The 26,540-nt window shown below is 70.7% G+C and carries 22 protein-coding genes and 1 tRNA gene; 18 read left to right on the top strand and 5 right to left on the bottom strand.

Going from position 1 to position 26,540, the window contains the following annotated elements; all coding sequences use genetic code 11:
* The first annotated feature begins 7 nt into the window (after positions 1 to 7).
* From cydB to B5D60_RS15630, 12 genes are read left to right on the top strand one after another with little or no spacing between them, the layout of a single operon-like run.
* Positions 8 to 1,003, top strand: a complete 996-nt coding sequence (gene cydB, locus B5D60_RS15575; RefSeq protein WP_078701009.1) for a cytochrome d ubiquinol oxidase subunit II — start codon at positions 8 to 10, stop codon at positions 1,001 to 1,003.
* Positions 1,000 to 2,595: a thiol reductant ABC exporter subunit CydD gene (gene cydD / locus B5D60_RS15580; RefSeq protein WP_172806389.1), complete on the top strand. Its 1,596-nt coding sequence runs from the start codon at positions 1,000 to 1,002 to the stop codon at positions 2,593 to 2,595. Before cydB ends, cydD begins: the two co-directional genes overlap by 4 nt.
* Complete coding sequence (gene cydC, locus B5D60_RS15585) at positions 2,592 to 4,193, top strand: thiol reductant ABC exporter subunit CydC (RefSeq protein ID WP_078701011.1); 1,602 nt, start codon at positions 2,592 to 2,594, stop codon at positions 4,191 to 4,193. The genes cydD and cydC overlap by 4 nt, the downstream gene beginning before the upstream one ends.
* Positions 4,190 to 5,359 carry a signal recognition particle-docking protein FtsY gene (ftsY, locus tag B5D60_RS15590; protein ID WP_078701012.1) on the top strand — a complete coding sequence of 390 codons (1,170 nt, stop codon included), beginning with the start codon at positions 4,190 to 4,192 and terminating at the stop codon, positions 5,357 to 5,359. Before cydC ends, ftsY begins: the two co-directional genes overlap by 4 nt.
* A gap of 57 nt (positions 5,360 to 5,416) precedes the next feature.
* Positions 5,417 to 6,676, top strand: coding sequence for an ammonium transporter (locus B5D60_RS15595; RefSeq protein ID WP_078701013.1), 1,260 nt, complete (start codon positions 5,417 to 5,419; stop codon positions 6,674 to 6,676).
* 17 nt (positions 6,677 to 6,693) lie between these two features.
* Positions 6,694 to 7,032 carry a P-II family nitrogen regulator gene (locus B5D60_RS15600; protein ID WP_078701014.1) on the top strand — a complete coding sequence of 113 codons (339 nt, stop codon included), beginning with the start codon at positions 6,694 to 6,696 and terminating at the stop codon, positions 7,030 to 7,032.
* Positions 6,966 to 9,275 carry a [protein-PII] uridylyltransferase gene (locus B5D60_RS15605; RefSeq protein ID WP_269456863.1) on the top strand — a complete coding sequence of 770 codons (2,310 nt, stop codon included), beginning with the start codon at positions 6,966 to 6,968 and terminating at the stop codon, positions 9,273 to 9,275. The genes B5D60_RS15600 and B5D60_RS15605 overlap by 67 nt, the downstream gene beginning before the upstream one ends.
* A 26-nt stretch (positions 9,276 to 9,301) precedes the next feature.
* Positions 9,302 to 10,882, top strand: coding sequence for a signal recognition particle protein (ffh, locus tag B5D60_RS15610; protein ID WP_078701016.1), 1,581 nt, complete (start codon positions 9,302 to 9,304; stop codon positions 10,880 to 10,882).
* 37 nt (positions 10,883 to 10,919) lie between these two features.
* Positions 10,920 to 11,429 (top strand): gluconokinase, encoded by a 510-nt coding sequence (locus B5D60_RS15615; protein ID WP_078701017.1) that lies wholly within the window; start codon positions 10,920 to 10,922, stop codon positions 11,427 to 11,429.
* Entirely contained in the window at positions 11,426 to 12,760 is a 1,335-nt protein-coding gene (locus tag B5D60_RS15620; protein WP_078701018.1) for a GntP family permease, read from the top strand. The genes B5D60_RS15615 and B5D60_RS15620 overlap by 4 nt, the downstream gene beginning before the upstream one ends.
* A gap of 4 nt (positions 12,761 to 12,764) precedes the next feature.
* Positions 12,765 to 14,498, top strand: coding sequence for an ABC transporter ATP-binding protein (locus tag B5D60_RS15625; protein WP_078701019.1), 1,734 nt, complete (start codon positions 12,765 to 12,767; stop codon positions 14,496 to 14,498).
* The gene (locus B5D60_RS15630) at positions 14,495 to 16,393 is read left to right on the top strand and encodes an ABC transporter ATP-binding protein (RefSeq protein WP_078701020.1); all 1,899 of its coding nucleotides are present in this window, start codon (positions 14,495 to 14,497) and stop codon (positions 16,391 to 16,393) included. The genes B5D60_RS15625 and B5D60_RS15630 overlap by 4 nt, the downstream gene beginning before the upstream one ends.
* On the opposite strand, the gene B5D60_RS15635 is transcribed toward B5D60_RS15630, so the two are convergent.
* The gene (locus tag B5D60_RS15635) at positions 16,390 to 17,979 is read right to left on the bottom strand and encodes a GMC oxidoreductase (RefSeq protein ID WP_172806390.1); all 1,590 of its coding nucleotides are present in this window, start codon (positions 17,977 to 17,979) and stop codon (positions 16,390 to 16,392) included. The two genes, B5D60_RS15630 and B5D60_RS15635, sit on opposite strands and share 4 nt — an antisense overlap.
* A gap of 25 nt (positions 17,980 to 18,004) precedes the next feature.
* Positions 18,005 to 18,559 carry a TetR/AcrR family transcriptional regulator gene (locus B5D60_RS15640; protein ID WP_197684343.1) on the bottom strand — a complete coding sequence of 185 codons (555 nt, stop codon included), beginning with the start codon at positions 18,557 to 18,559 and terminating at the stop codon, positions 18,005 to 18,007.
* Positions 18,560 to 18,597: 38 nt separating this feature from the next.
* Here B5D60_RS15640 and der point away from each other — a divergent pair, with 38 nt between their 5' ends.
* Together der and glsA are read left to right on the top strand one after the other, a co-directional pair.
* On the top strand, positions 18,598 to 19,920 hold the full coding sequence (gene der / locus B5D60_RS15645; RefSeq protein WP_231948907.1) for a ribosome biogenesis GTPase Der: 1,323 nt from the start codon (positions 18,598 to 18,600) through the stop codon (positions 19,918 to 19,920).
* The gene (gene glsA, locus B5D60_RS15650) at positions 19,920 to 21,110 is read left to right on the top strand and encodes a glutaminase A (protein ID WP_078701022.1); all 1,191 of its coding nucleotides are present in this window, start codon (positions 19,920 to 19,922) and stop codon (positions 21,108 to 21,110) included. Before der ends, glsA begins: the two co-directional genes overlap by 1 nt.
* On the opposite strand, the gene B5D60_RS15655 is transcribed toward glsA, so the two are convergent.
* Positions 21,107 to 22,300: an HNH endonuclease gene (locus tag B5D60_RS15655; RefSeq protein ID WP_078701023.1), complete on the bottom strand. Its 1,194-nt coding sequence runs from the start codon at positions 22,298 to 22,300 to the stop codon at positions 21,107 to 21,109. The two genes, glsA and B5D60_RS15655, sit on opposite strands and share 4 nt — an antisense overlap.
* Positions 22,301 to 22,360: 60 nt before the next feature.
* Positions 22,361 to 23,326, bottom strand: a complete 966-nt coding sequence (locus tag B5D60_RS15660; protein WP_078701024.1) for an L-lactate dehydrogenase — start codon at positions 23,324 to 23,326, stop codon at positions 22,361 to 22,363.
* 73 nt (positions 23,327 to 23,399) lie between these two features.
* Between B5D60_RS15660 and B5D60_RS15665 the strand changes: the two genes are divergently transcribed.
* A tRNA-Pro gene (locus B5D60_RS15665) sits at positions 23,400 to 23,473 on the top strand.
* A 198-nt stretch (positions 23,474 to 23,671) separates the two neighbouring features.
* Here the strand turns inward: B5D60_RS15665 and B5D60_RS15670 are convergent.
* On the bottom strand, positions 23,672 to 24,172 hold the full coding sequence (locus B5D60_RS15670; RefSeq protein WP_231948908.1) for a winged helix-turn-helix transcriptional regulator: 501 nt from the start codon (positions 24,170 to 24,172) through the stop codon (positions 23,672 to 23,674).
* Positions 24,173 to 24,355: 183 nt separating this feature from the next.
* Here B5D60_RS15670 and B5D60_RS15675 point away from each other — a divergent pair, with 183 nt between their 5' ends.
* The 3 genes from B5D60_RS15675 (at position 24,356) to B5D60_RS15685 (ending at position 26,496) form a co-directional block, all read left to right on the top strand.
* A complete protein-coding gene (locus B5D60_RS15675) occupies positions 24,356 to 24,919 on the top strand; it encodes a dihydrofolate reductase family protein (protein ID WP_078701026.1) in 564 nt (187 codons plus the stop codon).
* A gap of 98 nt (positions 24,920 to 25,017) precedes the next feature.
* Entirely contained in the window at positions 25,018 to 25,926 is a 909-nt protein-coding gene (locus tag B5D60_RS15680) for a cation transporter (protein WP_172806391.1), read from the top strand.
* Positions 25,927 to 25,998: 72 nt separating this feature from the next.
* On the top strand, positions 25,999 to 26,496 hold the full coding sequence (locus tag B5D60_RS15685; RefSeq protein ID WP_197684344.1) for a hypothetical protein: 498 nt from the start codon (positions 25,999 to 26,001) through the stop codon (positions 26,494 to 26,496).
* The last annotated feature ends 44 nt before the right edge of the window (positions 26,497 to 26,540 follow it).

Genomic DNA, 26,540 nt, shown 5'->3' on the forward strand with positions numbered 1-26,540 from the left:
GACCGCCATGGAACTCACCACCGTCTGGTTCATCCTGATCGCCTTCCTGTTCGTCGGGTACTTCGTGCTGGAGGGCTTCGACTTCGGCGTCGGCATGCTCGTCGGCCTGCTGGCCAAGGACGAGAAGGAGCGCCGCGTCCTCGTCAACACCATCGGTCCGGTCTGGGACGGCAACGAGGTGTGGCTCATCGTCGGCGGCGGCGCGATGTTCGCCGCCTTCCCGGAGTGGTACGCCACGCTGTTCAGCGGCTTCTACCTGCCGCTGTTCCTGATCCTGATCGCCCTGATCGTCCGCGGGGTCGCGTTCGAGTACCGCGGCCTGCGCGACCAGCAGGAGTGGCGCGACCGCTGGGACTGGGCGATCATCATCGGCTCGTTCGTGCCGGCGCTGCTGTGGGGCGTCGCGTTCGCCAACATCATCCGCGGTGTGCCGATCAACGAGTCCCACGAGTACGTGGGCGGGTTCTTCAACCTGCTCAACCCGTACGCACTGCTCGGTGGCCTGCTCACGACGTCGGTCTTCCTCGTGCACGGGGCGTTCTTCGTGGCGCTCAAGACCGTCGGCGACATCCGCGTGCGGGCGCACGCGTTCGCGCAGCGGCTGGGCGCCGTCGTCGCGGTGCTCGCGGTGGCGTTCATCGGCTGGACCGCGGTCCGCGACGGCGACCTCGCCGTCTGGGTGATCGGTGGCGTGGCCGCCCTCGCGTTCCTCGGGGGCCTGGCCGCCAGCATGCGCGACCGTGACGGCTGGGCCTTCGTCGGCACGGCCGTGGCGATCGCCGGCGTCGTGGCGATGCTGTTCGTCGCGCTGTTCCCCGACGTCATGCCCTCGACGCTCGACCCGGCGTTCAGCCTGACCACCGAGAACGCGTCGTCGACGCCCTACACGCTCAAGATCATGACGTGGGTGGCGGTGGCCTTCACGCCCATCGTGCTGATGTACCAGGCGTGGTCGTACTGGGTGTTCCGCAAGCGCATCGGCGTCCAGCACATCCCGGCGTGAGACCCCTCGACCCGCGGCTCGTCCGCCGCTCGGCCACCGTCCGCACCCACCTGGTGTGGTCGGTGGTCCTGGGCGTGCTCACGGCCCTGCTCATCATCGGCGTCTCCTGGTGCGTCGCCGAGGTCGTCGCCCGCCGGTTCACCGGCGCCGAGGTGCTGCTGTTCCCGCTCGCGATCGCCGCGGCCTTCGGGCTGCGGGCAGCGATCGCCTGGGCGCACGGTGTCGTCAGCGAGCGGGCCGCGATCCGCGTGAAGGCCGAGCTGCGGTCCGAGGTGGTGGATGACCTGCTCGATCCGCGGCGCATCGGTCCGCGGCCGGCCAGCGGGCGGCTCGTGGCCCTGCTCGGCCCCGGGATGGACGCGTTCGACGGCTACGTCGGGCGTTTCCTGCCGCAGCTGGCGCTCGCGGCGATCGTGCCGGCTGCCGTCATCGCGGTCATCGCCTGGACCGACCCGCTGTCGGCGGTGCTCATCGTGGTCACGCTGCCGCTCATCGGGCTCTTCATGTGGCTCGTCGGCGTGCTGACGCGCGACCGCGTGGAGCGTCGCTGGTCCGCCATGGAGCGGCTGGCCCGGCACTTCACCGACGTGCTCGACGGGCTGGTCGTGCTGAAGGTCTTCGGCCGGCGCCAGGAGCGAGGGATCCGCGAGGTCGGCGACCGGCACCGGGTCGAGACGATGCGCGCCCTGCGGCTCGCCTTCCTGTCCTCCCTGGTGCTCGAGCTGATCTCGACGATCTCGGTGGCCCTCGTGGCCGTGAGCGTCGGCCTGCGGGTCGTCGAGGGTCATCTCGACCTGCGCGACGCGATGTTCGTCCTGCTCCTCGCGCCCGAGGCGTACCTCCCGGTGCGCCGGGTCGGGATGATGTTCCACGACAGCACCGAGGGCGCGACGGCCACCGCCGAGCTGCTCGACCTGCTGGACCACGACCGCCACGAGGGGACCGTCACGCCCCCGTCCGGGCCCTCGGCGATCACGGTGCGCGGTGCGCGGCTGACTCATCCGGGCCGCAGTGCGCTGTCGCTGGCCGTCGACGACCTGCGCGTGGAGCCGGGGGAGTTCCTTGCCGTCATCGGGCGCTCGGGCGGCGGGAAGTCCACCCTGCTGGACGTCCTGCTCGGCTTCGAGCGACTCGACGCGGGCACGGTCACGATCGGCGACACCGCACTGGCAGACCTCGACATCGCCGCGTGGCGGGAGTCGGTCGCCTGGGTGCCGCAGACCCCGCACCTCGTGGCCGGCACCGTCGGCCAGAACGTCGCGCTGGGCCAACGAGGCGCGAGTGGCGAGGAGATCGCCTCGGCCGCCCTCGACGCAGGACTCGACCTCGCACTGGACCGAGCCGTGCGTGAGGGCACCACCGACCTGTCCGCGGGGGAGCGGCGCCGCGTGGCGGTGGCGCGGGCCCTGCTGCGGGTCCGACTCACGGGCGCCTGGCTCGTGCTGCTGGACGAGCCCACCGCGGGCCTCGACGCCCACCACGAGGCCACGGTGCTGACGGCCCTGCGCGCCTCGGGTGCCACCGTGCTGGTCGTGACGCACCGGCCCGAGACGGTGGCCGCGGCCGACCGGGTCGTCGAGGTCGCCGCATGAGTCGCACGTACTCGCGCCGGGTGCGCCTGGGCGCCGGGCTCGCGACGGGCGTCGCGGCCCAGCTGGCCGCCGTCGGTCTGCTCCTGGCGTCGGCGTGGCTCATCGTCCGGGCCGCGGAGCAGCCGCCCGTGCTCTACCTCATGGTCGCGATCGTCTCGGTGCGCTTCTTCGGCATCTCGCGATCCGTGCTGCGCTACGTGGAGCGGCTGCTGACGCACGACGTAGCCCTCGCCGACGCCGTCGAGCAGCGCGTCGCCACCTACACCGACCTCGACCGGGCGGCGCCCGCCGGACTGGGCGACCTACGCCGTGGCGACCTCGTCAGCCGGGTCGTCGCCGACGTGGCCCGGATGCAGGACCGGCTGTTGCGACTGCGGATCCCGTGGTGGGTCGGTCTGGCGGCCACGGCCGTCGTCGTGGCCGTCGTGGCGCTCATCGACGCCCGTTCGGGACTGGTCATCGCGGCCGGTGTCGCGCTGGCGGCGGTGTCGCTGAGGTGGCTCGTCGGGCGTGCCGGCACGTCCCGCGGCGGTCGCGCCGAGGCGCAGGGACGCCTGTCGGCCGAGGTCGCCGCCGCAGCCGTCGCCGCCCGCGAGCTCGTGGCCTTCGGCGCCGCCGAGGAGGCGCGTGCCATCGCCTCGACGGCCACCGGCGACGCGGAGTCGGCGCAGTCCGGTGGCGCGAGCGTCGCCGGCATCGGATCGGCCGGCGTGCTGGCCGTGGCGGGCGCGACGGTCGCCGTCCTGGCCGCCTGGTCGGGCGGCCTCGACCCCGTGCTCGTCGGTGTGGTCCTGTTGGCGCCGATCGCGCTGATCGAGCCGTGGGACGGCTGGTCCGAGGCCGAGCGGCTGCGGCCGGAGATCACGGCGGCGGCGGCACGGCTCGCCGCCCTCGCGGACCTCGGCGCGCCGGTCGAGGACCCGTCCGACCCGCGACCGCTGCCGGCCGGGAACGACCTCGTCGTCGAGGGGGTCCGCGTCGGCTGGGACGCGCCCGTGACGGCGCCGATCTCGTTCAAGCTGGCCGAGGGCGCCGCGATCGCCGTCACGGGTCCCAGCGGGGTCGGCAAGTCCACGCTCGCCTACGCCCTGCTGCGGCTCCTGCCGACATGGCACGGCACCGTCACCCTCGGAGGCGTCCCCACGACCGGTCTCGCCGCCGCCGACGTCCGGCGCCGCATCGGCTATCTCGGCCAGGACGACGCGGTGTTCGACACCTCGATCCGCGAGAACCTGCGCATCGCCGACCCGGAGGCCGACGACCAGCGCCTGCGTGCCGCGCTCGCGTCCGCCGGGCTGCTCGCGTCGGTCGACGTCATGCCGCAGGGCCTCGACACCCCGGTCGGTGAGCACGGCGGACGACTCTCCGGCGGCGAGCGCCAGCGACTGTGCCTGGCGCGGCTGCTGCTGGCCGACCACCGTGTGCTGGTCCTGGACGAGCCGACCGAGCACCTCGACGCGCCCACGGCGGCTGCGCTGATGGACGACGTCCTCGCCCTGGCGGGCCCCGGTGGGCGCAGCCTCGTCGTCATCTCGCACAGCCCGGCCGTGCTGGCCCGGTTCGACGACGTCGTCGCCTTGTCTAGGGTGGACCCGTGACCACCACGACCCTCGTCGTCCTGATCGCCGTCGCCGTCGTCGTGCTCGGCGGCGGCCTGGCCTATCTCATCGCCAACCAGCGTCGCGAGCTGCCGCCGCCCGACGTGATGGACGAGCTCACCGAGCGTGAGATCGAGCATCCCGAGCTGCGCGAGGTCGACCTCGACGAGGTCGAGGAGCTGGAGGCCGGGGTCCTCGAGGAGGAGCCGGCCGCCCCGGCGGCCCCCACGATCGAGCGCCCCGAGACCCCGCAGGGCCGTCTCGGGCGCCTCCGCTCGCGCCTGTCGCGCTCGCAGACGAGCCTGGGCCGGGGCCTGCTGTCGCTCCTCGGTGGCGGCGACCTCACCGAGGACCAGTGGGAGGAGATCGAGGACACCCTGCTGGCGGCGGACGTCGGCGTCGGTCCCACCACCGAGCTCGTCACGAACCTGCGCGCCCGGCTGGCCGCCGAGGGCGTCAAGGACCCGGCACGCGCCAAGGCCGTGCTGCGCGACGAGCTGCTGGGCCTCGTCGGCCCCTCGCTCGACCGCACGATGCACACGACCGGCAACGACAGCCTGCCCGGCGTCGTGCTCGTGGTCGGCGTCAACGGCACCGGCAAGACCACCACCGTGGGCCGTCTCGCCCGCGTGCTCGTCGCCGAGGACCGCTCGGTCCTGCTCGGCGCGGCCGACACGTTCCGCGCCGCCGCCGCCGACCAGCTGGAGACCTGGGGCGCCCGCGTGGGCGTGCCCACCGTGCGCAGCCACGAGGGCGCCGACCCGGCGAGCGTCGGCTTCGAGACCGTCAAGCAGGGCATCGCCGACGGCGTCGACGTCGTCCTGGTCGACACCGCCGGCCGCCTGCACACCAAGTCGGGCCTGATGGACGAGCTCGGCAAGGTCAAGCGCGTCATCGAGAAGCAGGCTCCCGTCACCGAGGTGCTGCTGGTCATCGACGCCACCACGGGTCAGAACGGCCTCACCCAGGCCCGCGTGTTCGGCGAGGTCGTCGACGTCACGGGCATCGTGCTGACGAAGCTCGACGGCACCGCGAAGGGCGGCATCGTCATCGCCGTGCAGCGCGAGCTGGGCGTGCCGGTCAAGTACGTCGGCCTCGGCGAGGGCCCCGACGACCTCGCGCCGTTCGACCCGGCCGACTTCGTCGACGCCCTCCTGGAGGCGTAACACAGACGTAACACGGAGCGTCCCGACGCGAAATCGAGGACGGCCACAGTGGCGGGCATGGATGGTTACTACGCCTGGATGCTCATGGCCACGGCCCTGGTGCTCATGATGACCGTGCCCGCGCTCGCCCTGTTCTACGGCGGCATGACCCGCGCTCGCTCCGTGCTGAACATGATGATGATGTCCTACGTGGCCGCGGCCGTCGTGGGAATCGTCTACGTGCTCTGGGGCTGGTCGATGTCGTTCGGAAGCCAGGACGTCGGCGGGTTCTTCGCGAACCCGTTCGAGCTCTTCGGGCTCGAGGGCGTCGAGTGGGGCGACTACATCGCCGTCGCGTTCCAGATGACCTTCGCGATCATCACCGCGGCCCTCATCTCCGGCGCGATCGCCGATCGCGTGAAGTTCTCGGCCTGGCTGGTCTTCCTGCCGCTGTGGGTCACGTTCTCGTACTTCCCGATCGCGCACATGGTGTGGGGTGGCGGCTTCATCGCCGAGCACTTCCCGGCCCAGGACTACGCCGGCGGCACCGTGGTGCACATCAACGCCGGCATCGCGGGCGGCATCCTGGCGCTGATCATCGGCCGGCGGATCGGCTGGCCGCGCGAGCAGATGCGCCCCCACAACCTGCCGCTGACGATGATGGGCGCCGCGCTGCTGTGGTTCGGCTGGTACGGCTTCAACGTCGGCTCCATCGTCTTCGCCGAGGGCGACGGCGGCGCGAAGGACACCGCCCAGTTCATGACCGAGACCGGCGTGACCTTCATGAACACGACCGTCGCCACGATGGCCGCGATCCTGGCCTGGCTGGCGGTCGAGAGGATCCTCCACGGCAAGGCCACGTCGCTCGGCGCGGCGTCGGGCATCGTCGCCGGACTCGTGGCGATCACCCCCGCGTGCGGTGCGGTCGGCATCGTCGGCGCCATCGCGATCGGAGCGGCCTCGGGCGCCCTGTGCGCCTGGGCGGTCGGCCTGAAGTTCAAGTTCGGCCTCGACGACTCGCTCGACGTGGTCGGCGTCCACCTCGTCGGCGGCCTCGTCGGCACCCTGCTCATCGGCCTGTTCTCCACCGCCTCGGCGCCCGGTGGCATCGACGGGCTGCTCTACGGCGGCGGCTTCGAGTCGCTGTTCAACCAGTTCATGGCGGCCCTCATCGCCATCGTGTGGACGGGCGTGTTCACCACGATCATCGCCCTGGCCATCAAGCACACGATCGGCTGGCGCGTCGACGACGAGGACGAGGTCACCCACGGCATCGACTTCGCCCAGCACGGAGAATCGGCCTACGACATCGCCGGGTCCACCGGATCCAGCTTCTGAGAACGGAGAATGATCGTATGAAGCTCGTGACCGCGGTGATCAAGCCGCACAAGTGGGAAGAGGTCCGTGAGGCGCTCGCCGCCTCCGGCGTGGCCGGCATGACCGTCACCGAGGCCAGCGGCTACGGCCAGCAGAAGGGCCACACCGAGGTCTACCGGGGCGCCGAGTACGACGTCTCGCTGGTGCCGAAGATCCGGCTCGAGGTCGTCGTGGACGACGCCGACGTCGAAGGCGTGGTCGCCACGATCACGTCCGCGGCCCAGACCGGCAAGATCGGTGACGGCAAGGTGTGGGTCATTCCCGTCGACTCGGTGATCCGGGTCCGCACCGGCGAGACGGACGAAGCGGCGCTCTGAACGAGGCGCTCGACCAGGCCCGCCGGGGCCGGGCGGACGCGATGGACCGGGTGCTGCGCGAGGCCTTCGCAGCGGTGGCCGGGGACATCGAGACCGGCCTGGCCCTGGCGGCCATCGGCGGCTACGGGAGGGCTCAGCTCTCCCCGCACAGCGACGTCGACGTGGTCCTGGTCCATGCCGACCACCTCGACCCCGCTGAGGTCGACGCGCGGGCGGCGGCGCTGTGGAGCCGGCTCTGGGACGCGAAGGTCCCGCTGGACCACTCCGTCCGCTCGCTCACCGAGATGGAGCAGCTGGCGGCGACCGACCACCGCGTCGCGATCGGTGTCGTCGACGCGCGGTACGTGGCCGGTGACGCGGGCGCGGTCGTCGGGATGCGCTCCACGGTGATGGCCGGGTGGCGACGCGAGGCCCGGTCGCGGCTCGCGCAGGTGCGCCAGGACCGGGACGCGCGGCTCGAACGCTCGGGACAGCTGGCCTACGAGGCGGTGCCCGACCTCAAGAACTCCGGGGGAGGGCTGCGCGACGCCGTGCTGCTGCGGGCGATCGCGGCGACGTGGCTGGTCGACGTGCCGGCGCGCGAGGTGGCCCACCTGACCGCCGAGCTGCTCGACGTGCGCGACCTGCTCCACGAGGTGGGCGGGCGGCGCACCGACAAGCTCGTCCCGGAGCTGGTGCCCGACATCGCGGCGCGGCTGGGGCTGTCCCCGGCCGACCTCGACGTGCACGCGCGCGACGTGGGCCGGCGGCTCGACCACCTCACGGCTCGCGCGTGGCGACGGCTCGACGACATCGCGCGCAGCCCGCACCGGACGGTCGGCAGCCGTGGCCCGATCATCGAGAAGGTCGTCCCGGGCGTCGGCGTCCTCGACACCGAGGTCGTGCTCACCACGGACGCCGCGCCGGCGACGGATCCCGAGCTGCTCTTCCGTGCCGCCGCGGTGTCGGCGCGTCGCAACCTCCCGATCAACCAGGCGTCGCTCGACCGGATGGCGCGCGAGATCCGGTGGCCCGACGAGCCGATGCCTGCGTCCACGCACCGCTGGCTGGTCGACCTGGTCTCGTCGGGACGTCGCCTGGTCCCGGTGTGGCTGCAGCTGGACTTCGCGGGCCTGATCGACCCGTTCTTCCCCGAGTGGGCCGGCATCCGGCTGCGCGGCTCCTCCTCGCCGATCCACCGGTTCACCGTCGACCGGCACAGCCTCGAGGCGGTCGTGAACGCGGACGAGCTGAACCGCGAGGTGGACCGCCCCGACCTGCTCGCGGCCGCGTGCCTCCTGCACGACATCGGCAAGGGTGTGCCGGGCGACCACAGCGAGGTCGGCGAGCCGATGGCCGTCGCGATCGCTCGGCGCTGGGGCTTCGACGAGTCCGATGCCGCCACGATCGGCTGGCTCGTGCGGCGCCACCTGCTGCTGCCCACCATCGCCACCCGCCGGGACATCGAGGACCCCGTCACCGCGTCGAACGTCGCGGAGTTCGTCCCTGACGAGGCGGCGCTCGACCTGCTGTCCGCCCTCACCACCTGCGACGCGCGCGCCACGAGCGCGGCGGCCTGGAGCGACTGGCGGCGCAGCCTCGTGGAGGGGCTCGTGCGCAAGGTGCGGGACCACCTCCGCGGCACGGAGCTGCCCGCCTCGACGTACGCGGGCTGGCCCGCCCACGTGCCGCTGCCGGACCTCGACCGCGAGGCGGTGGGGGAGTTCAGTCTCTCGGTCGAGCCGCACCATGACGGCTCGCTGCTGACGATCGCCGTGCCCGACCGCCAGGGCATGCTGGCCGACCTCGCAGGCGGGCTCACAGTGGCCGGCCTGAACATCCGGTCGTGCCGCACCATCACGGTGGACGACGTGGCGGCCACGCTGTGGGAGGTCACCCGGCCGGGGGTCGATGCCACCACGCTGGCCGAGCGCATCCGCCCGGTCCTGGAGGGTCGCGTCGATCTCGCCCAGCGTCTGGCGTACCGGCTCGAGCGGGACGAGTACGAGCCGCGCGTCAACGTCCTCGACGCGCTCGAGCAGACCGCGACGCTGCTCCAGGTCCGCACCCTCGACCGGCGCGGGCTGATGTGGACGGTGAGCCACACGATCGCGGCGCTGGGCCACCACATCCGCTCGGTGCACCTGTCGACGTACGGCGACGAGGCCCGCGACGTGTTCTACGTGACCGGCGACGACAACGCCGCCCTGGGCGACGACGCGGCCCTCGCGTTGCGCCAGGCGGTGAGTGACGCCCTCGCCTGACGGGCGCTCGGCTACTCTGGGGACCTATGTTCGATTCGCTGCAGGACCGGCTCCAGTCGGCATTCAAGGGACTCCGCGGCAAGGGCAAGCTGTCCGATGCCGACATCGACGCTGTCGCCCGCGAGATCCGCGTCGCGCTGCTCGACGCCGACGTCGCGGTGCCCGTCGTGCGCGAGTTCATCGCGAACGTCAAGGAGCGCGCCCGCGGCGCCGAGGTGAGTCAGGCGCTCAACCCGGCGCAGCAGGTCATCAAGATCGTCAACGACGAGCTCGTGCGCATCCTCGGCGGCGAGACGCGCCGCATCCGCTTCGCCAAGAACCCGCCGACCGTGATCATGCTCGCCGGCCTGCAGGGCGCCGGCAAGACCACGCTCGCGGGCAAGCTCGGTCGCTGGCTCAAGGCGCAGGGTCACTCGCCGATGCTCGTCGCGGCCGACCTCCAGCGCCCCAACGCCGTCACGCAGCTGAAGGTCGTCGGCGACCAGGCGGGCGTCACCGTCTTCGCTCCCGAGGCCGGCAACGTCAGCGGCGCCCAGACGGGCTCCGGCACCCAGAGCATCGGCGACCCGGTGCGGGTCGCGCGTGATGCCGTGGCCGAGGCGAAGCGCTCGCTGCACGACGTCGTCGTCATCGACACCGCCGGCCGCCTGGCGATCGACGCGGAGCTGATGAAGCAGGCCGCCGACATCCGCGAGGCCACGCAGCCCGACGAGGTGCTGTTCGTCATCGACGCGATGATCGGCCAGGACGCCGTCGGCACCGCCGAGGCGTTCCTCGAGGGCGTCGACTTCACCGGCGTGGTCCTGTCGAAGCTCGACGGCGACGCCCGCGGTGGTGCCGCCCTGTCGGTGCGCTCGGTCACCGGCCGCCCGATCATGTTCGCCTCCACGGGCGAGAAGCTCGACGAGTTCGACGTCTTCCACCCCGACCGCATGGCCTCGCGCATCCTCGACATGGGCGACGTCATGACCCTCATCGAGCAGGCCGAGAAGGTCTTCGACGCCGATCAGGCGGCGGAGGCCGCCGAGAAGGTCGCCGGCGGCTCCTTCACGCTGGCCGACTTCCTCCAGCAGATGGAGGCCCTGTCGAAGATGGGGTCGATGAGCAAGATGCTCGGGATGCTGCCGGGCATGGGCCAGTTCAAGGACCAGCTCGCGAACTTCGACGAGAAGGACATCGACAAGATCAAGGCGATCATCCGCTCGATGACGCCCTCCGAGCGCGACAACCCCAAGATCATCGACGGCTCGCGCCGCGCCCGCATCGCCCGTGGCTCGGGCACGCAGGTCAGCGACGTCAACCAGCTCGTCACCCGCTTCTTCGAGGCCGCCAAGATGATGCAGCGGATGGCCAAGGGCGGCGGGGTGCCCGGCATGGGCGCCATGCCCGGGATGCCCGGGATGGGTGCGGGGAAGCGCGCCGGGGCCAAGCAGCCCAAGCAGAACAACAAGAAGAAGGGCAAGCGCGTCTCGGGCAACCCCGCCAAGCGCGCCGCGGCCGCCCAGGCCGAGCCGGCGAAGCCCGCCGGGGCCGGCGCGTTCGGCTTCGACCAGAACGCCGCCGCCGACGACTTCGAGCTGCCGAAGGAACTGCGCGACCTGCTCTGACGCGACTTGGTCCACTCCCGGGCGTAGCGTGAGGGCCATGAGTCCGCCGCTGGTCGTGGTCATGGGGATCTCGGGGGTCGGCAAGTCCGCGGTGGGTCACGCGGTCGCCGACGATTCAGGCGTTCCGTACGCCGACGGTGACGACTACCACCCGAAGGCCAACATCGAGAAGATGTCGGCCGGCCACGCGTTGACCGACGAGGACCGGTGGCCCTGGCTCGACCTGATCGGCGGCTGGCTCGCCGAGCACGACGCGGGCGGCGGCGTGATCAGCTGCTCCGCGCTGCGCCGGGTGTACCGCGACGTGCTGATCCGGCACGCGCCTCGCACCGTGTTCCTGCACCTCGTGGGCGACCACCAGCTGATCCTGTCCCGCATGCAGGGACGCGACCACTTCATGCCGGTCTCGCTGCTGGAGTCGCAGGAGGCCACCCTCGAGCCGCTCGAGGCCGATGAGAACGGCGTCGTCTTCGACGTCACCGAGACGCCGGAGAGGATCGCCACGGCGTTCCTGCTCTGGCTGCGCACGAGGGAGAACCTGACATGAGCGAATCGACCCAGCTGATCCTCGCGGCCCTCGCCGGCATCGCCGCGATCGTCGCGCTGATCACCGTCGCCAAGCTGCACCCGTTCCTGAGCCTGACGATCGGTTCGCTGGTCGTCGGCGCCGTCGCGGGGGAGCCCATGGCCGACGTGCTCCTGAGCTTCTCCAAGGGCGTGGGCGAGACCGTGGCGGGCGTGGGCATGCTGATCGCCCTCGGCGCGATGTTCGGCAAGATCCTCGCCGACTCGGGCGGGGCCGACCAGATCGTCGACACGATCATCTCGCGGTCGTCGGACCGGATGCTGCCCTGGGCGATGGCGGCGATCGGCGCGATCATCGGACTGCCGATGTTCTTCGAGATCGGCCTCGTCCTGCTGATGCCCGTGATCTTCCTGGTCGCCCGGCGCTCCGGGAAGTCGCTCATCGCCCTGGGCATCCCCGCCTTGGCCGGCCTGTCGGCGATGCACGGTTTCGTTCCTCCGCACCCGGGTCCGCTCATCGCCGTGGACGCACTCGGCGCCGACCTGGGCCTGACGCTCGGGCTGGGCGTCCTGGTCGCCATCCCGACGATCATCGTCGCGGGACCGATGTTCGCGCTGGTCGCCGCCCGCTGGGTCGACGTGCCCACCCCGCAGCTCTTCGACGTCGAGGAGTCCGAGCGCGGCACGAAGCGCCCCTCCTTCGCCATCACGCTGGCCACGGTCCTGCTGCCGGTGATCCTGATGCTGGCCAAGACGTTCGTCAAGATCTTCGAGATCGGCGGCCCCGTGGGGTCGACGCTGGACTTCATCGGCACCCCGCTGGTCGCGCTGCTGATCTCGGTCCTGGTGGCGCTCGTGACGCTCGGCCGTGCTGGCGGCATGCCCTGGGACACGATGATGGACAGCCTGGGCGCATCGCTCGGGCCCATCGCGGGCATCGTGTTCATCGTCGGTGCCGGCGGCGGCTTCAAGCAGACCCTCATCGACACCGGCATCGCCGACGTCGTGGCCGACTGGGTCGAGGGCTCGAACTTCTCGGTGCTCGTCGTGGCATGGCTCGTGGCGGTGCTGATCCGTCTCGCCACCGGCTCGGCCACGGTCGCCACCGTCACGGCGTCCGGGATCATGGTGCCGCTCGCCGAGGGGCTGAGCACGTCCGAGACCTCGCTCATGGTGCTCGCGATCGGCGCCGGCTCCGTGTTCTTCAGCCACGTCAACGACGCGGGCTTCTGGCTGGTCAAGGAGTACTTCGGCATGAGCATCGGCCAGACGATCAAGACGTGGTCGATCATGGAGACCGTGCTGTCCGTGTCCGGGCTGGGGTTCGTCCTCTTGCTGGGTCTCGTAGTCTGACCGGGTGCTGATCGCGCTCCTGCGCCACCACCTGCGGCCCTACCGGGTGCCGGTCCTGGTGGTGTGCCTCTTCCAACTCGTCCAGACCCTGGCCACGCTGTACCTGCCCGGGCTGAACGCCGACATCATCGACGAGGGCGTGGCGAAGGGCGACGTCGGCCGCATCTGGCAGGTGGGCGGGCTGATGCTCGGCGTCACCGTGCTGCAGGTCGTGTGCAACGTCGTCGCCGTCTTCATCGGCTCGCGCGTCGCGATGGCCGTGGGTCGTGACCTGCGCGCCGAGGTCTTCGGCACGGTGCAGTCGTTCGGCAGCCGCGAGATGGCCTCGTTCGGGCCGCCCACGCTGATCACCCGCAACACGAACGACGTCCAGCAGGTCCAGCTGCTGCTGTTCATGGGGCTGACGATGATGGTCGCCGCCCCGATCACCGGCATCGGCGGGCTGGTGATGGCCCTGCGCGAGGACGTCCAGCTGTCGGCCGTCTTCCTGATCGTCCTGCCCGTGCTCGTCATCTCGCTCGGGCTGATCATCGCGCGGATGCGCCCCCTGTTCCGCCTCATGCAGGAGCGGATCGACACGCTGAACCAGATCATGCGAGAGCAGATCACGGGCGTGCGCGTGGTCCGGGCCTTCGTCCGCGAGGACCAGGAGGCCGCCCGCTTCGCGCACGCGAACGAGCTCAACCGCCAGGTTGCCGTGGGCGCCGGCCGGCTCATGAGCACGTTCTTTCCTCTGCTGATGGGGATCATGAACCTCTCGGTGGTCCTCGCGCTGTGGTGGGGCGCCTCGCGCATCGGTGCGGGCGAGCTGCAGATCGGCCAGCTGACCGCCTTCCAGCAGTACCTGATCCAGACCCTGATGGCCGTCATGATGGCCACCTTCATGTTCATGCTGTGGCCTCGCTCGGAGGTGTCGGCCGAGCGGCTCACCGAGGTGCTGCGCACCGAGCCCGCGATCGACCTCGATCCCGAGGTGCCCAGCGTCGAGCTGTCGCAGGGTCGCGTCGACGTCGAGGGCGCGTCGTTCGCCTATCCGGGTGCGGAGAACGCCGTGATCGAGGACGTGTCGCTCGTGGCCCGGCCGGGGGAGACCACGGCGATCGTGGGCTCCACCGGCAGCGGCAAGACCACCGTGCTCGGACTCGTGGCGCGGCTCTTCGACGTCACGGGTGGCCAGGTCCTGATCGACGGACTCGACGTGCGTGACGTGCGCCCCGCCGACGTCTGGCGGGCCATCGGGCTCGTGCCCCAGAAGGCACTGCTGTTCACCGGCTCGATAGCCGACAACCTGCGGTTCGGCCGGGCCGAGGCGACCGACGACGAGCTCTGGGACGCGCTGCGCATCGCGCAGGCCGAGGACTTCGTCCGCGCGATGCCCGACGGGCTCGAGTCACCCGTGAGCCAGGGCGGCTCGAACTTCTCCGGCGGGCAGCGCCAGCGGCTCGCGATCGCCCGCGCGATCGTCAAGCGCCCCCGGATCTACCTGTTCGACGACTCCTTCTCCGCGCTGGACTACGCGACCGACGCCGCCCTGCGGGCCGCCCTGAAGCCGGTCACGGCGGACGCCGCCGTCGTGATCGTCGCCCAGCGGATCAGCACGATCCGCCAGGCCGACCGGATCGTCGTGCTCGACGAGGGTCGCGCCGTCGGCACCGGCACGCACGAGGAGCTCATGGAGACCTGCGAGGTCTACCGCGAGATCGTCCTGTCGCAGCTGTCGCCGGAGGAGGCCCGATGAGCTGGCACGGGGCACCCCAGAAGCCCGCGAGGGCGAACAACTTCCGCGCCACGTTCGGCCGCGTCTTCCGCAGGCTGCTGCTGGACCGCACGCTGGTGTTCGCGCTGGCCGCGTTCGGCCTGATCGGCGTGGCGCTGTCGGTCATCGGCCCGAAGATCCTGGGGCACGCCACGGACATCATCTTCGACGGCTTCGTCTCGAGCCAGTTCCCCGAGGGCATGACCAAGGCCGAGGCCGTCGCGTCCCTGGAGGCCGACGGACAGGACCAGCTGGCCCAGCTCGTCGGCGCGCTCGACCTCCAGCCGGGTCAGGGCATCGACATGGGCGCGCTCGGCACGGTCCTGGCGATCGTCACCGCGATCTACGTCGTGGCGTCGCTGTTCATGTGGCTGCAGGGCGTGCTGGCCACCACGGTCGTCCAGCGCATGGTCGCGGATCTGCGCAACGACGTGGAGGACCAGCTCAACCATCTGCCGCTGGCCCACCTCGACCGCCAGGAGCGCGGCGAGATCATGTCGCGCACGACGAACGACCTCGACAACCTGGCCCAGTCGCTGCAGCAGACGCTGAGCCAGATGATCACCAGCATCCTCATGGTGATCGGCACGCTGGCGATGATGTTCTGGATCTCGCCGCTGCTGACGATCATCGCCCTCGTGACGATCCCCGTGGCGATCCTGATCACGGGTGGCGTCATGAAGCGCTCCCAGCCGCAGTTCGTGGCGCAGTGGACGCAGACCGGCCGGCTCAACGCGATCATCGAGGAGTCGTTCACCGGCCACGAGGTCGTCAAGGTCTTCGGACGCCAGCGGGTGGCCGAGGAGGAGTTCGCCGCGACGAACGACGAGCTGTTCGGGGCATCGTTCCGGGCCCAGTTCATCTCGGGCGTCATCCAGCCGCTGATGATGTTCGTCTCCAACCTCAACTACGTGCTGGTCGCGGTGGTCGGCGGGCTGCAGGTCGCCAACGGCTCCCTGTCGCTCGGCTCGGTCCAGGCGTTCATCCAGTACTCGCGGCAGTTCACCCAGCCGCTCACGCAGGTCGCCGCGATGGTGAACCTCCTGCAGTCCGGCATGGCCTCGGCCGAGCGGGTGTTCGCGTTCCTCGACGAGGAGCGCGAGCGCCCCGACCGCGTGGACGCTCCCGAGCCCGACCCGCTGCGAGGGCGCGTGGTGTTCGACCACGTCGACTTCTCGTACTCCGACGAGCCGCTGATCGAGGACCTGTCGCTCGTGGCCGAGCCCGGCCAGACCGTCGCGATCGTCGGTCCGACGGGCGCGGGCAAGACCACCCTGACGAACCTCGTGCTGCGCTTCTACGAGGTCGACGGCGGCCGCATCACGCTGGACGGCGTCGACATCGCCGAGATGAGCCGCCGCGAGCTGCGCGACGACTTCGGCGTGGTGCTGCAGGACACGTGGCTGTTCTCCGGCACGATCCGCGAGAACATCGCCTACGGCGCCGACGACCCCTCCGAGGAGCAGATCCTGGCCGCCGCCCAGGCCGCCTCCGTGGACCACTTCGTCCGCACCCTGCCCGACGGGTACGACACGGTGATCACCGACGACGGCGGGGGAGTGAGCGCCGGGCAGCGCCAGCTGCTCACGATCGCGCGCGCGTTCCTGGCCGATCCGGCCATCCTCGTGCTGGACGAGGCGACCAGCTCGGTCGACACCCGCACCGAGGCGCTCGTGCAGTCCGCGATGAACAATCTGCGCTCGGGTCGCACCAGCTTCGTCGTGGCCCACCGGCTCTCCACGATCCGCGACGCCGACCTGATCGTGGTCATGGAGGCGGGCCGGATCGTCGAGAAGGGCACCCACGAGGAGCTCATCGCGGCCCAGGGCGCGTACCAGCGGCTGTACGCCGCGCAGTTCGCGTCGTCGCTGGGCTAGACGATGCGTGCGAGGTCGTGCGCCACGATCTCGTCCATCGCACGCTCGGCGACGGCGGCGATCGTCATCGAGGGGTTGCAGGCCGCGGTCGACCCGGGGATGAGGGCGCCGTCCAGGACGTAGAGGCCGGGCAGGTCGTGCACGCGTCCGGCCAGATCGGCCGAGGTGCCCATCGCCACGCCGCCCAGCGGGTGCCAGGTGCTGGGCACGACCGCGTTGGTGTCGGCCAGGCTTCCCATGGGTGCGGCGATGCGCTTCGCGCGGGCCTGGATCGCCTCGAAGAGGCGCGCGTCGCCGTTGCGGGGCCAGGTCAGCTTCGCCTCGTCCGTGAGCCAGTCGTACGCGAACCTCCCGCGGGCGTCACTGATCCCGAATCCGACCATCATGGTGGAACGGGCGTTGATGCCCAGTCCCGGGATGGATGCCTGGATGATCGTGTTGGCGGTCTCGGGAGTCGACCAGTCCTTCGAGCCGTACACGACAGGTCCGCCCTGGACCGCCCCGAAGTCCTCGGCCAGGCTGGTCCACAGATAGATCCGGTCGCCGTTCGTGCCCCAGTTCGTGCCCAGCCCGTCGATCCGGGGCAGGTGCCCGCGACCGACCGAGCGGACGAGCAGCTTCGTCGTGTTGATGCTGCCGGCGGCCATGACGAGGGTCTTGGTGGTGAGGATCTTCCTCTGCAGGATCGTGCCGCGATCGTCGGTGCGATCGACGTGCACCACCCACCGGCCGTCCTTCGCCCGCTCGATGTCGATGACGTTGTGCTGGGTGAGGACCTTCGCGCGACCGGTGTCCTCCGCCTGCTTGATGTAGGTCACGTCGATCGAGTGCTTCCCGCCGTTGTTGACGCCGAGCGCCGAGTCGCCGTTGGTGTACGACGGCCTCATCTCGCCCTTGAGCTCGCGCAGCGCCCACGACCAGTCGATCGGCATGGGGATCTTCTCGAGGTCGTACCCCTCGCGTTGGACGTGCTCGGCGAAGATCCGCGCCGGCTTGTACGTGGGAGAGCGCACCAGCTCGTCGGGCGCCGTCTGCAACCTGAGCATCCGCGCGACCCGCGGGTAGTGCACGGCCGCCATCCGGGCGTAGTCGAGCTCCTCGGGCAGGCAGTGGTTGAAGAGCTCCTCGTTCGGCTGGAGCGTCATCCCCTGGTAGACCAGCGAGCCGCCCCCGACGCCGGCCGCGCACATCGCCGTCATGTTCCTGCCGGTGACGGCCTCGAGCAGGCCCACGTACGGCGCCACGAAGAGCGGCTTGCCCAGCACCTGGTTCGCCGAGCCGTACCAGAGGGCTCGCTCGTCGAGGGAAGAGAGCGTGGGGAACGTGGTGGCATTCGGTCCCGTCGGCCAGCGGCGGCCGCGCTCGAGCACGAGGACGGGAACCCCGGCCTGCGCGAATCGCAGGGCGGCGACGCCGCCGCCGAAGCCGGATCCGACGATGACGACCGGGTGCTCCTCACGCGCGACCGGCACGCGAGCGGCCGCGGCGGGCTTGGTCGTCCCGCCGATCGTGGCGGCAGCGCCCAGGACGGCGCCTGCCGCCAGTACGTCGCGGCGAGTGAGGGACGTGGGTGAAGTCGGGGTCACGCTCGAAAACTAGACAGTTGTAACTCTAAGTGTCAAGAAGAGTTACGGTCTGTCCCAGCCACCGGTCCACCAGGTCCCGCAGTCCCTCGTCGGTCGCGATGAGGTCGGAGTCGAAGAGCAGCAGCGACAGGGCGAACCGCACCAACATCTCGGTGATCTCGTCGAGGTGCCGGGCGAGACCTGGTGAGCGCTCGAGGATCGGGGTGAGCGCCAGGCGCGCGGCAGGGACCGCACGCTGCATCATGTCGGCCTCGAACACCGGGTTGTGGGGATCGGGTCGCAGCAGGGCCGCCAGCACCGGGCGATCGCGCAGGACGGCGCGCGCCGCGACGACCAGCTCGACGACGAACGCCCGTGCGGTGGGCGCGGCATCCGTTCGTTCGCGCACGGCCTCGTACGCCTCGAAGACGGTCGTCGTCATCGTCTCGGAGACCAGATCGGTCAGTGTGCCGAAGTTGGAGTACACGGTCTGACGCGTGACTCCGGCCTCGCGAGCGACCGAGGCGACCGTGACAGCGGCGAACCCGTCGTCCTCGATGAGGCGCACGGTCGCCGCCATGATGCGGGCACGGGAACGCATGGCGTCCATCATGACGCACGCCCCGATAGGCTGTGCGGGTGTCCACACAGCCCGTCCTCGCCGTCATCGGCCGTCCCAATGTCGGTAAGTCGACTCTGGTCAACCGCATCATCGGACGGCGAGAGGCCGTCGTGGAGGACGTCCCCGGCGTGACCCGCGACCGCGTCCCGTACGACGCGATCTGGAACGGGCGCGCGTTCACCGTCGTCGACACCGGCGGCTGGGACCCTGACGCCAAGGGCATGGCCGAGCGCATCGCCGCGCAGGCCGAGGTGGCCATCGCCGTCGCCGACGCCATCTTGTTCGTCGTGGACGCCACCATCGGCGCCACCGACATCGACGACCGCGTCGTGAAGCTGCTGCGCGCCTCGGGCAAGCCCGTGGTGCTGGCCGCGAACAAGGTCGACGACCAGAAGGGCGAGCTCGAGGCCGCCAGCCTGTGGAACCTCGGGCTCGGCGAGCCCTACCCGGTCTCGGCGCTCCACGGTCGTGGCAGCGGCGACATGCTCGACGCGATCCTCGAGGCGCTGCCCGAGGCTCCGGAGGAGGACTTCGACGCACCCCGCGGCCCGCGCCGCGTGGCCATCGTCGGCAAGCCCAACGTCGGCAAGTCCAGCCTGCTGAACAAGTTCGCCGGCGAGGACCGCGTCGTGGTCGACAACGTCTCTGGCACCACGGTCGACCCGGTCGACGAGCTGGTCGAGCTCGGCGGTCGCGTCTGGACCTTCATCGACACCGCCGGCATCCGCAAGCGCGTGAAGACGGCCACGGGCCACGAGTACTACGCCAGCCTGCGCACGTCGGCCGCGATCGAGCGCGCCGAAGTGGCCGTCATGGTGATCGACGCGAGCGAGTCGATCTCCGAGCAGGACCTGCGCATCATCAACACGATCGAGGAGACCGGCCGCGCCGTCGTGCTGGCCTTCAACAAGTGGGACCTCGTCGACGACGAGCGCCGGTTCTACCTGGAGCGCGAGATCGAGCGCGACCTGGTGCAGATCCCGTGGGCGCCGCGCATCAACGTGGCGGCCCGCACCGGCTGGCACATCGACCGCCTCGTGCGCGCGCTCGACGCCGCCCTCGAGGGCTGGGAGACCCGCGTGTCCACTGGCGCGCTGAACTCGTTCCTCGGCCGTCTCGTCGCCGAGCACCCTCACCCCGTGCGCGGCGGCAAGCAGGCGAAGATCCTCTTCGGCACCCAGGCGTCCACGGCGCCGCCCACCTTCGTGCTCTTCACGTCGGGCAAGCTCGAGGCCGGCTACCTGCGCTTCATCGAGCGCCGCCTGCGCGAGGAGTTCGGCTTCGTGGGCAGCCCGATCCACCTGCAGCAGCGTCCGCGCAAGAAGCGCGAGCGCCGCTGATGCGCTCGCCCGTCCCCGACTACCTCGACGAGGTTCTGCAGGCCTGCGGCGGCATCGAGGGCGAGCCGGCCGACTACATTCCCGAGCTGGCGAAGGTCGATCCCGCGCTGTCGGCGATCGCCCTCAGCACGGTGGACGACGCGCACCACAGTGCGGGCGACGCCGAGCACCGCTTCACCATCCAGTCGATGTCGAAGCCGTTCGCCTACGCCGTGGCGATCGAGCACCTCGGCTGGGATGCGGTGCACGCGAAGATCGACGTCGAGCCGTCGGGCGAGGCGTTCAACGAGATCTCGGTGGACTCCGAGACCGGCCGCCCCCACAACGCGATGATCAACGCGGGCGCGATCGCGACCGCGGGCCTCGTGGGCTCCTTCGAGCGCTTCGCGGATTTCGCGTCCCGGCTGGCCGGCCGCGAGCTCGAGGTCGACGAGGCGGTCTTCGAGTCGGAGATGGGCTCGACCCACCGCAACCTCGCCCTGGCCCACCTCATGGCGGCCTACGGCATCGTCGAGGACCCGGTGGACGCCGTCGAGCGGTACGTGCGGCAGTGCTCGCTGGCAGTGGACGTCCGCGACCTCTCGCGGATGGCGGCGACCCTGGCGAACGGCGGCGTGCAGCCCGAGTCGGGGGAGCGGATCATGGCGGAGCGCACCACCCGCCAGGTCCTGAGCGTGATGGCCACGTGCGGCATGTACGACGCGGCGGGGGACTGGCTCAGCACCGTGGGCATCCCGGCCAAGAGCGGTGTCTCGGGCGGCATCATCGGCGTGCTGCCCGGACAGGTGGGCGTCGCGGTGTTCTCGCCCGGCCTGGATGCGCACGGGAACAGCGCGCGCGGCGTCGAGATGATGCGCCGGCTGTCCGACGACATGGGCATGCACCTGATGAACCCCGGACGCCCGTCGCGTTCGGCGCTGGCCGACGTGCGGGTCGAGGACGGGACCACGGTCTACGTCCTGGGCGGCGACCTGCTGTTCGCGAGCGCCGAGTCGCTGATCCGCCACCTGGTGGAGCACCCGCCGGAGACCTCGCAGGTCGTCTTCGACATCAGCCGGGTCGACGAGGTCACCGACGTGGGGCGCCGGATGGCCGCGGAGGCCAGGCGCCGCCTGGAGCTCGACGGGCTCGACGTCACCGTGATCGACTTCGAGGGATCCGACCGCCTGGCCCAGCAGCACTCCAGCTAGGCCGCGGGCCACAGGTCGAGCTCGACCACCACGGGCGAGGGCAGGCGCCATCGCTCGCGGTGCTCGACCGCGGGGGCGATGAACTTCTCGGGCAGCCTGTCGTGGGACTTCATGTTGTGGTGCTTGCGGCAGAGACACCGCAGGTTCCCCGCGCTGGTGGTTCCCCCGCGGTCGTGGGCCAGCGCGTGGTCGAGATCGGTCTCGGCCGCTGGCGCTCGGCACCCGGCCACGCGACAGGTGCCGTCGCGCCAGTGCAACGCCGCTCTCAGCGCATCCGGTGGCTGGTAGCCCAGGCTGGTGGTGTCGAGCACTCGACCCACCGGATCGAGGACGAGCCGGCGGAACAGCGTGGTCTCGGACTCGGCCAGCTCACGGACCCACCGCGCGGGCACGGCGTGCTCGCCGTCGCGGGTGATGCCCGGTCCCTCGGTGAGGCCGATGAGGTCGGCCGCGTCGATGCTGATGGCGATCTCGGCACGGACGTCGGTCTCGGTGCCGGTGCAGGAGGTGAGCCAGTGACCGACGAGGTCGGCCTGACGCTGGTCGCGGGTGCGGCAGTCGATCTCGCCGGTGTCGGGATCGACCTTCGGGAGCTGCTTCGCCGCCCGGCGGAGGCGGTGTCCGACCGCGATGGCGACGTGGGTGGGCAGGAGGGCGTTCAGCCAGGACGTTCCGTCGCCGTTGTGGCTGATGTCGACTCGACGGGTCTCCACCGCGCGGTCGGCCTCGGCCTCGACCTCCTCGGGCTCGAGGCGTGCCCGCATCCTGTTCAGCCAGGCGCGCAGCTCGCCGACGGTGTGTGAGCTTGCGAAGGGCACGACGCTGGCGTCGAGTGCCTCGACCGAGGGCGTGTGGGCGAGCTTGTCGATCGTGTCGGCGATCAGCGTGGCGCGGGCGGCGTCGATGGAGCCGTCGCCGAAGGCGATCCACGTGCGGGGCGCGCGATCACGCAGGATCCCGGCGTCGTTCACGATGCCCCACACGCGGTGCTCCGTGGCGTGGAGGGCGTGGGCGATCTGGAGGGTGACCCCGCGCCGGCCGAGCTCCCTGCCAATCTCGGGGGCGTCCTCCGCGTCGACCTCGGCGCAACCGGACTCGTGGGCCGTGAGGATCAGCGACCAGGAGGCGAACTCGCCCCGTGCCTGCGCACGCGCCGCGCTCTGCAGCAGCAGCTCCTGGGGTCGTTCCATGTGCTCAATCTAGAGACGACCTCTGACAGTTCTGTTGGGCCCGGGATCCAGTGCCTCCCGTCAGATTCCGAGGTCCTGCTGCACCTTCCGCAGCGCCTCGGCCGATGCCTGCAGCTGCCGCTCCTCGTGCGCCGACATCCGCACGTCGAGCACCCGCGCGACGCCCTTCGCGTTCACGATGCTCGGCAGGGAGAGAGCCACGCCGTCGATCCCGTGGTGGCCCCGGTGGACGATGCTGACGGGCAGGACGGCGTTCTCGTCGCTCAGCACCGCCTCGATGATTCGGGTGGCCGAGACGCCGATCGCGTAGTTGGTGGCGCCCTTGCCCTCGATCACGGCATAGGCGGCATTGCGGACGCGGTCGGTGATGTCGTCGAGCTCGTGGTGGGAGAACGGGCGGGAGTCCTCCGCGGTGGCGGACGGCACCCAGTCAAGGATCGGCACCGGCCCGATGCGGGCCTGGGACCACAGCGCGAACTCCGTGTCGCCGTGCTCGCCCACGATGTCGGCGTGCACGCTGTGCGGCGCCACCCCGGCGCGACCGGCGAGCAGCTGGCGCAGCCGTGACGTGTCGAGCACGGTGCCCGACGCCATCACCCGCTCGTCCGGCAGCCCGGTGATCTGTTGGGCCGCCACGGTGAGCACGTCGCACGGGTTGGTCACGAGCATGTAGACGGCGTTGGGGGCCTGCTGCATCAGGACCGGCAGCATCTGCTCGAGGATCCTGACGTTCGTGCCCGCCAGGTCGATGCGCGTTTGGCCGGGATCCTGCTTCGCACCCGCGGTGATCACCACCAGATGGGCCCCGGCGACGACCGACGGGTCGGCCCCGCCGATGATCTGACTGCTGCCGGTGAACAGGGCGCCGTGCTGGAGATCCAGCACCTCTGCCTCGACCTTCGGCCGGTTCACGTCGTACAGCGCGATGGTGCGCGCGGAGCGCCGGATCAGGCAGGCGTAGGCGATCGCCGTGCCGACGCTGCCCGCGCCCACGATGGCGACCTTGGAGTTCTCGATGACGGCCATGGCCCCATTGTGGGGTGCCCCCGGCCCGATGACGACCTCGGCGAGACCTGCGCTAGACTCTTGCAGGTTGTCACGGGCTGTAGCGCAGCTTGGTAGCGCACCTGACTGGGGGTCAGGGGGTCGCAGGTTCAAATCCTGTCAGCCCGACCGTGAGGTACCGGGAATTCCAGCGGAGTTCCCGGTACCGGAAGAGACGACAGACGGCCAAGTGTCCAGTTGGTGTCCACAGCGGATGGCAGGACCGCCCTCCCTGCTGCTTGCGGCGACAAGCTCGCCGCCACCCCGATCACACGCGCTCTCCTCGACACGGGCGAGAGTCCTGTCATACGCGGTGCAGCAGATTACCTAGGCGACACCCGATCGCTCGCACTCATCGACATACGCGGCCGTGAGAGCGTCGAGCACGCTGCCGACGCCGTCGGCGCGTGGTATCCCCAGGTGCAGTTCACGGAGTTCATCCATGAACGCCTCCCAGAGCTCTGGACCGCCGGTCTCGAGCAACTCTGCTCGGATCGCGAGCTCGGGGGAGACCGGAAGATGACGCCGCCCCCAGGAGCCGAGGTGGGCGAACACCGGCACGAGTTGGATTGACGGTTCCGTCAGGCTGTAGATCACCTTCTGCTTGTGGGAGGGATCCGCGACCCGGGAGAGCATCCCCAGGTCGACGAGTCGAGCGAGCCTGTTCGCGAGGATGTTGCTGGCGATGTGCTCGTCGGAGTTCGCGAGCAGCTCCCCGTAGTGCCGGCGGTTTCCGAACGTGATGTCGCGCAGGACGAGCAACGTCCACCTGTCGCCGAACACCTCGAGAGAGAGATTGATCGGGCATCCGGATCGGTTCGTGTCCACGTTGCGTCCCTTCTCATGAAACCACTTGCAATCTACCATCGGTTCTGATTACGCTCGATCCAATTGCAGAACACCAGTGGTTTGGACTGGCGTCGCGTGCCGGTCGCCGCAGGGATGGTGGGCAGCGTCTCGGCTCGCGCATCCCGGTTCGTCACGCACATCGACTACCGGATCGGATGAGTCATGGCCAAAGTGGCGTGGGGATTCACCTGCTCGATCGACGGCTTCATCGCCGGCCCCGATCACGACATGAGCTGGCTGTCGGCCTCAGAGCCGATGGCTGAGGGCATGACGGCGAGCATGGCGGGAAAGGTGGGTGTGATCATCTCCGGCAGAGCCGGCTACGACGCCGCTCAGGCCCAGAGGGACGAACGCGACGAGATGACCTCCGAGGCGTACGGCGGCGCGTGGTCGGGAACCGAGTTCATCCTCACGCACCGACCGGAGGAGATCGCAGACGATCCGACGATCGTTCCGCTCAACGTCGACGTCGGCGAGGCCATCCGCCGGGCGAAGGAGATCGCCGGCGACGAGGACGTCCAGATCATCAGCGCGGACATCGCCCGCCAGGCACTGGAGCAGGATCTCATCGACGAGCTGCAGGTCTTCGTCGCTCCGGTGTTCCTGGGCGACGGCATCCGGATCTTCGACGTCCCCGGCGGGCGCCGCTACGACTGGGAGCTCGTCGAGACCTACGAGGGTGCCGAGCGGAGCTTCGGACGGACGTATCGACCCAAGCGCGGTTAGCGGGCTCCCTGTCGTACGCCACCTGCAGCCCGACAACGGAAAGCCCCGGGAGACCGGAACCTTCCGTCATTCCACCCGCCGTCTGGGAGCATGAGGCCGTGGACACGGAGGTCGAGCGTGAGCGAGTCTCCGAGCGGCGCGCCCTGCGCGAGTCGATCGCCTACTCGGCCGTCCTGGGCACGGTCGCTGTGCTCTGGGGCGTCCTGGCCGACTCGCGGGTGCTGCTGTTCGACGGCGTGTACACGGTGCTCGGCATCCTCCTGTCGGGTCTGTCGCTGCTCGCAGCCGTGGCCGCCGGTGCCGCGCCGACGCGGCGCTTCCCCTACGGCAAGCAGGCGGCGACGCCGCTCGCGATCGGCCTTCAGGGCGCTGCCCTGCTGGGGACGCTGCTCTATGCCGCGGCGGACGCCGTGATCGTCATCCGTGCTGGGGGCGCCGACGTCGGCCCGGGCGTCGTCCTGTCCTATGGCGTGCTCTCGGCGCTCGCCGCCCTGCTCGTGTGGTGGCGTCTCTCGCGGATCTGCGACTCCGAGCTGGTGGGCGCCGAACGGGCGCAGTGGAAGGCAGGCGCCCTGCTCAGCGCGGTGATCGCGGTGGGTGGTGCAGTCGCCCTGGGTCTGGACGGCACCCGGTGGGACGCCGCGGTGGCGTACGCCGATCCGGTGCTGGTCCTCGTCGCGTGCGTTCTGATCGCCCCCGTGCCGTACCGGCTGATGCGCTCCGCCGTGATGGAACTGCTCGAGGCAGCGCCCCCGGCCGACGTTCAGGAGGCCGTCGCGGCCGCCGTGCAGCATGCCCGGACCGAGTTCGGCCTCCCGGAGCCGCGCATCGCCGCCACGAAGCTCGGTGGTCGCCTCTACCTCGAGGTGGTCTTCGTGGTGGACGGGAGCTGGCTCGTCTCCGACGAGGACGCCGTACGGCGCGCGATCATCGAGCGGCTCGCATCCCTGCCGTGGGACCTGTGGGCCAACGTGGAGCTGACCACCGAGATCGGTCTGGCCAACTAGGCGCCAGGCGTGCATGATCGTCAGATCCGCGTGTGCAGCAGTCAGGCGCCGCTTGACGAATGAGGAGCCGACATGAACAAGGCCGTTCTGAACTCCATGACCGACGCGGAGCGAAGGCTCGTCGCGGAGACCGAGCGCGACGCCCTGGGCGATCTCAGCGAGGACGACCTGCTCGCCCTGCACTCGCGGGTGCGCCGAGCGCGGGGCAAGTACGTCAAGAACTACCGCCGAGCCGCCGGCGCGCGCGTCGAGCAGGTGGGCGGTCGGGGCAAGAGCTTCGCCCAGAGCGGTCGCGACCGCGACAAGGCAGAGGTGTTCGAGCTCGCGCTCGCCCGCGTCAGCCGGCAGGTCTCCGTACGAGCCAACGAAGCGGCGGCCGAGCTCAAGGCCGAACGCCTGGCCGCGGCCCGGAGCGGATCGACCGGCCCTGAGGCGACCACCGACGACGCCGAGACGCCGAAGCCCTCTGGTCGGGGCCGCCAGGCCAAGAAGACGACCGGTGGCATCAAGAAGGACGCGTCCACGAGATCGCTCGGCGCTCGCCGGCAGGCGAAGCGCGACGCCCGGTAGCCGTGGACGCCCCCTTCCGCGCAGGCGTAGCGTGCGAGGAAGAG

This window comes from Aeromicrobium choanae (assembly GCF_900167475.1).
Taxonomy (GTDB): Bacteria; Actinomycetota; Actinomycetes; order Propionibacteriales; family Nocardioidaceae; genus Aeromicrobium; species Aeromicrobium choanae.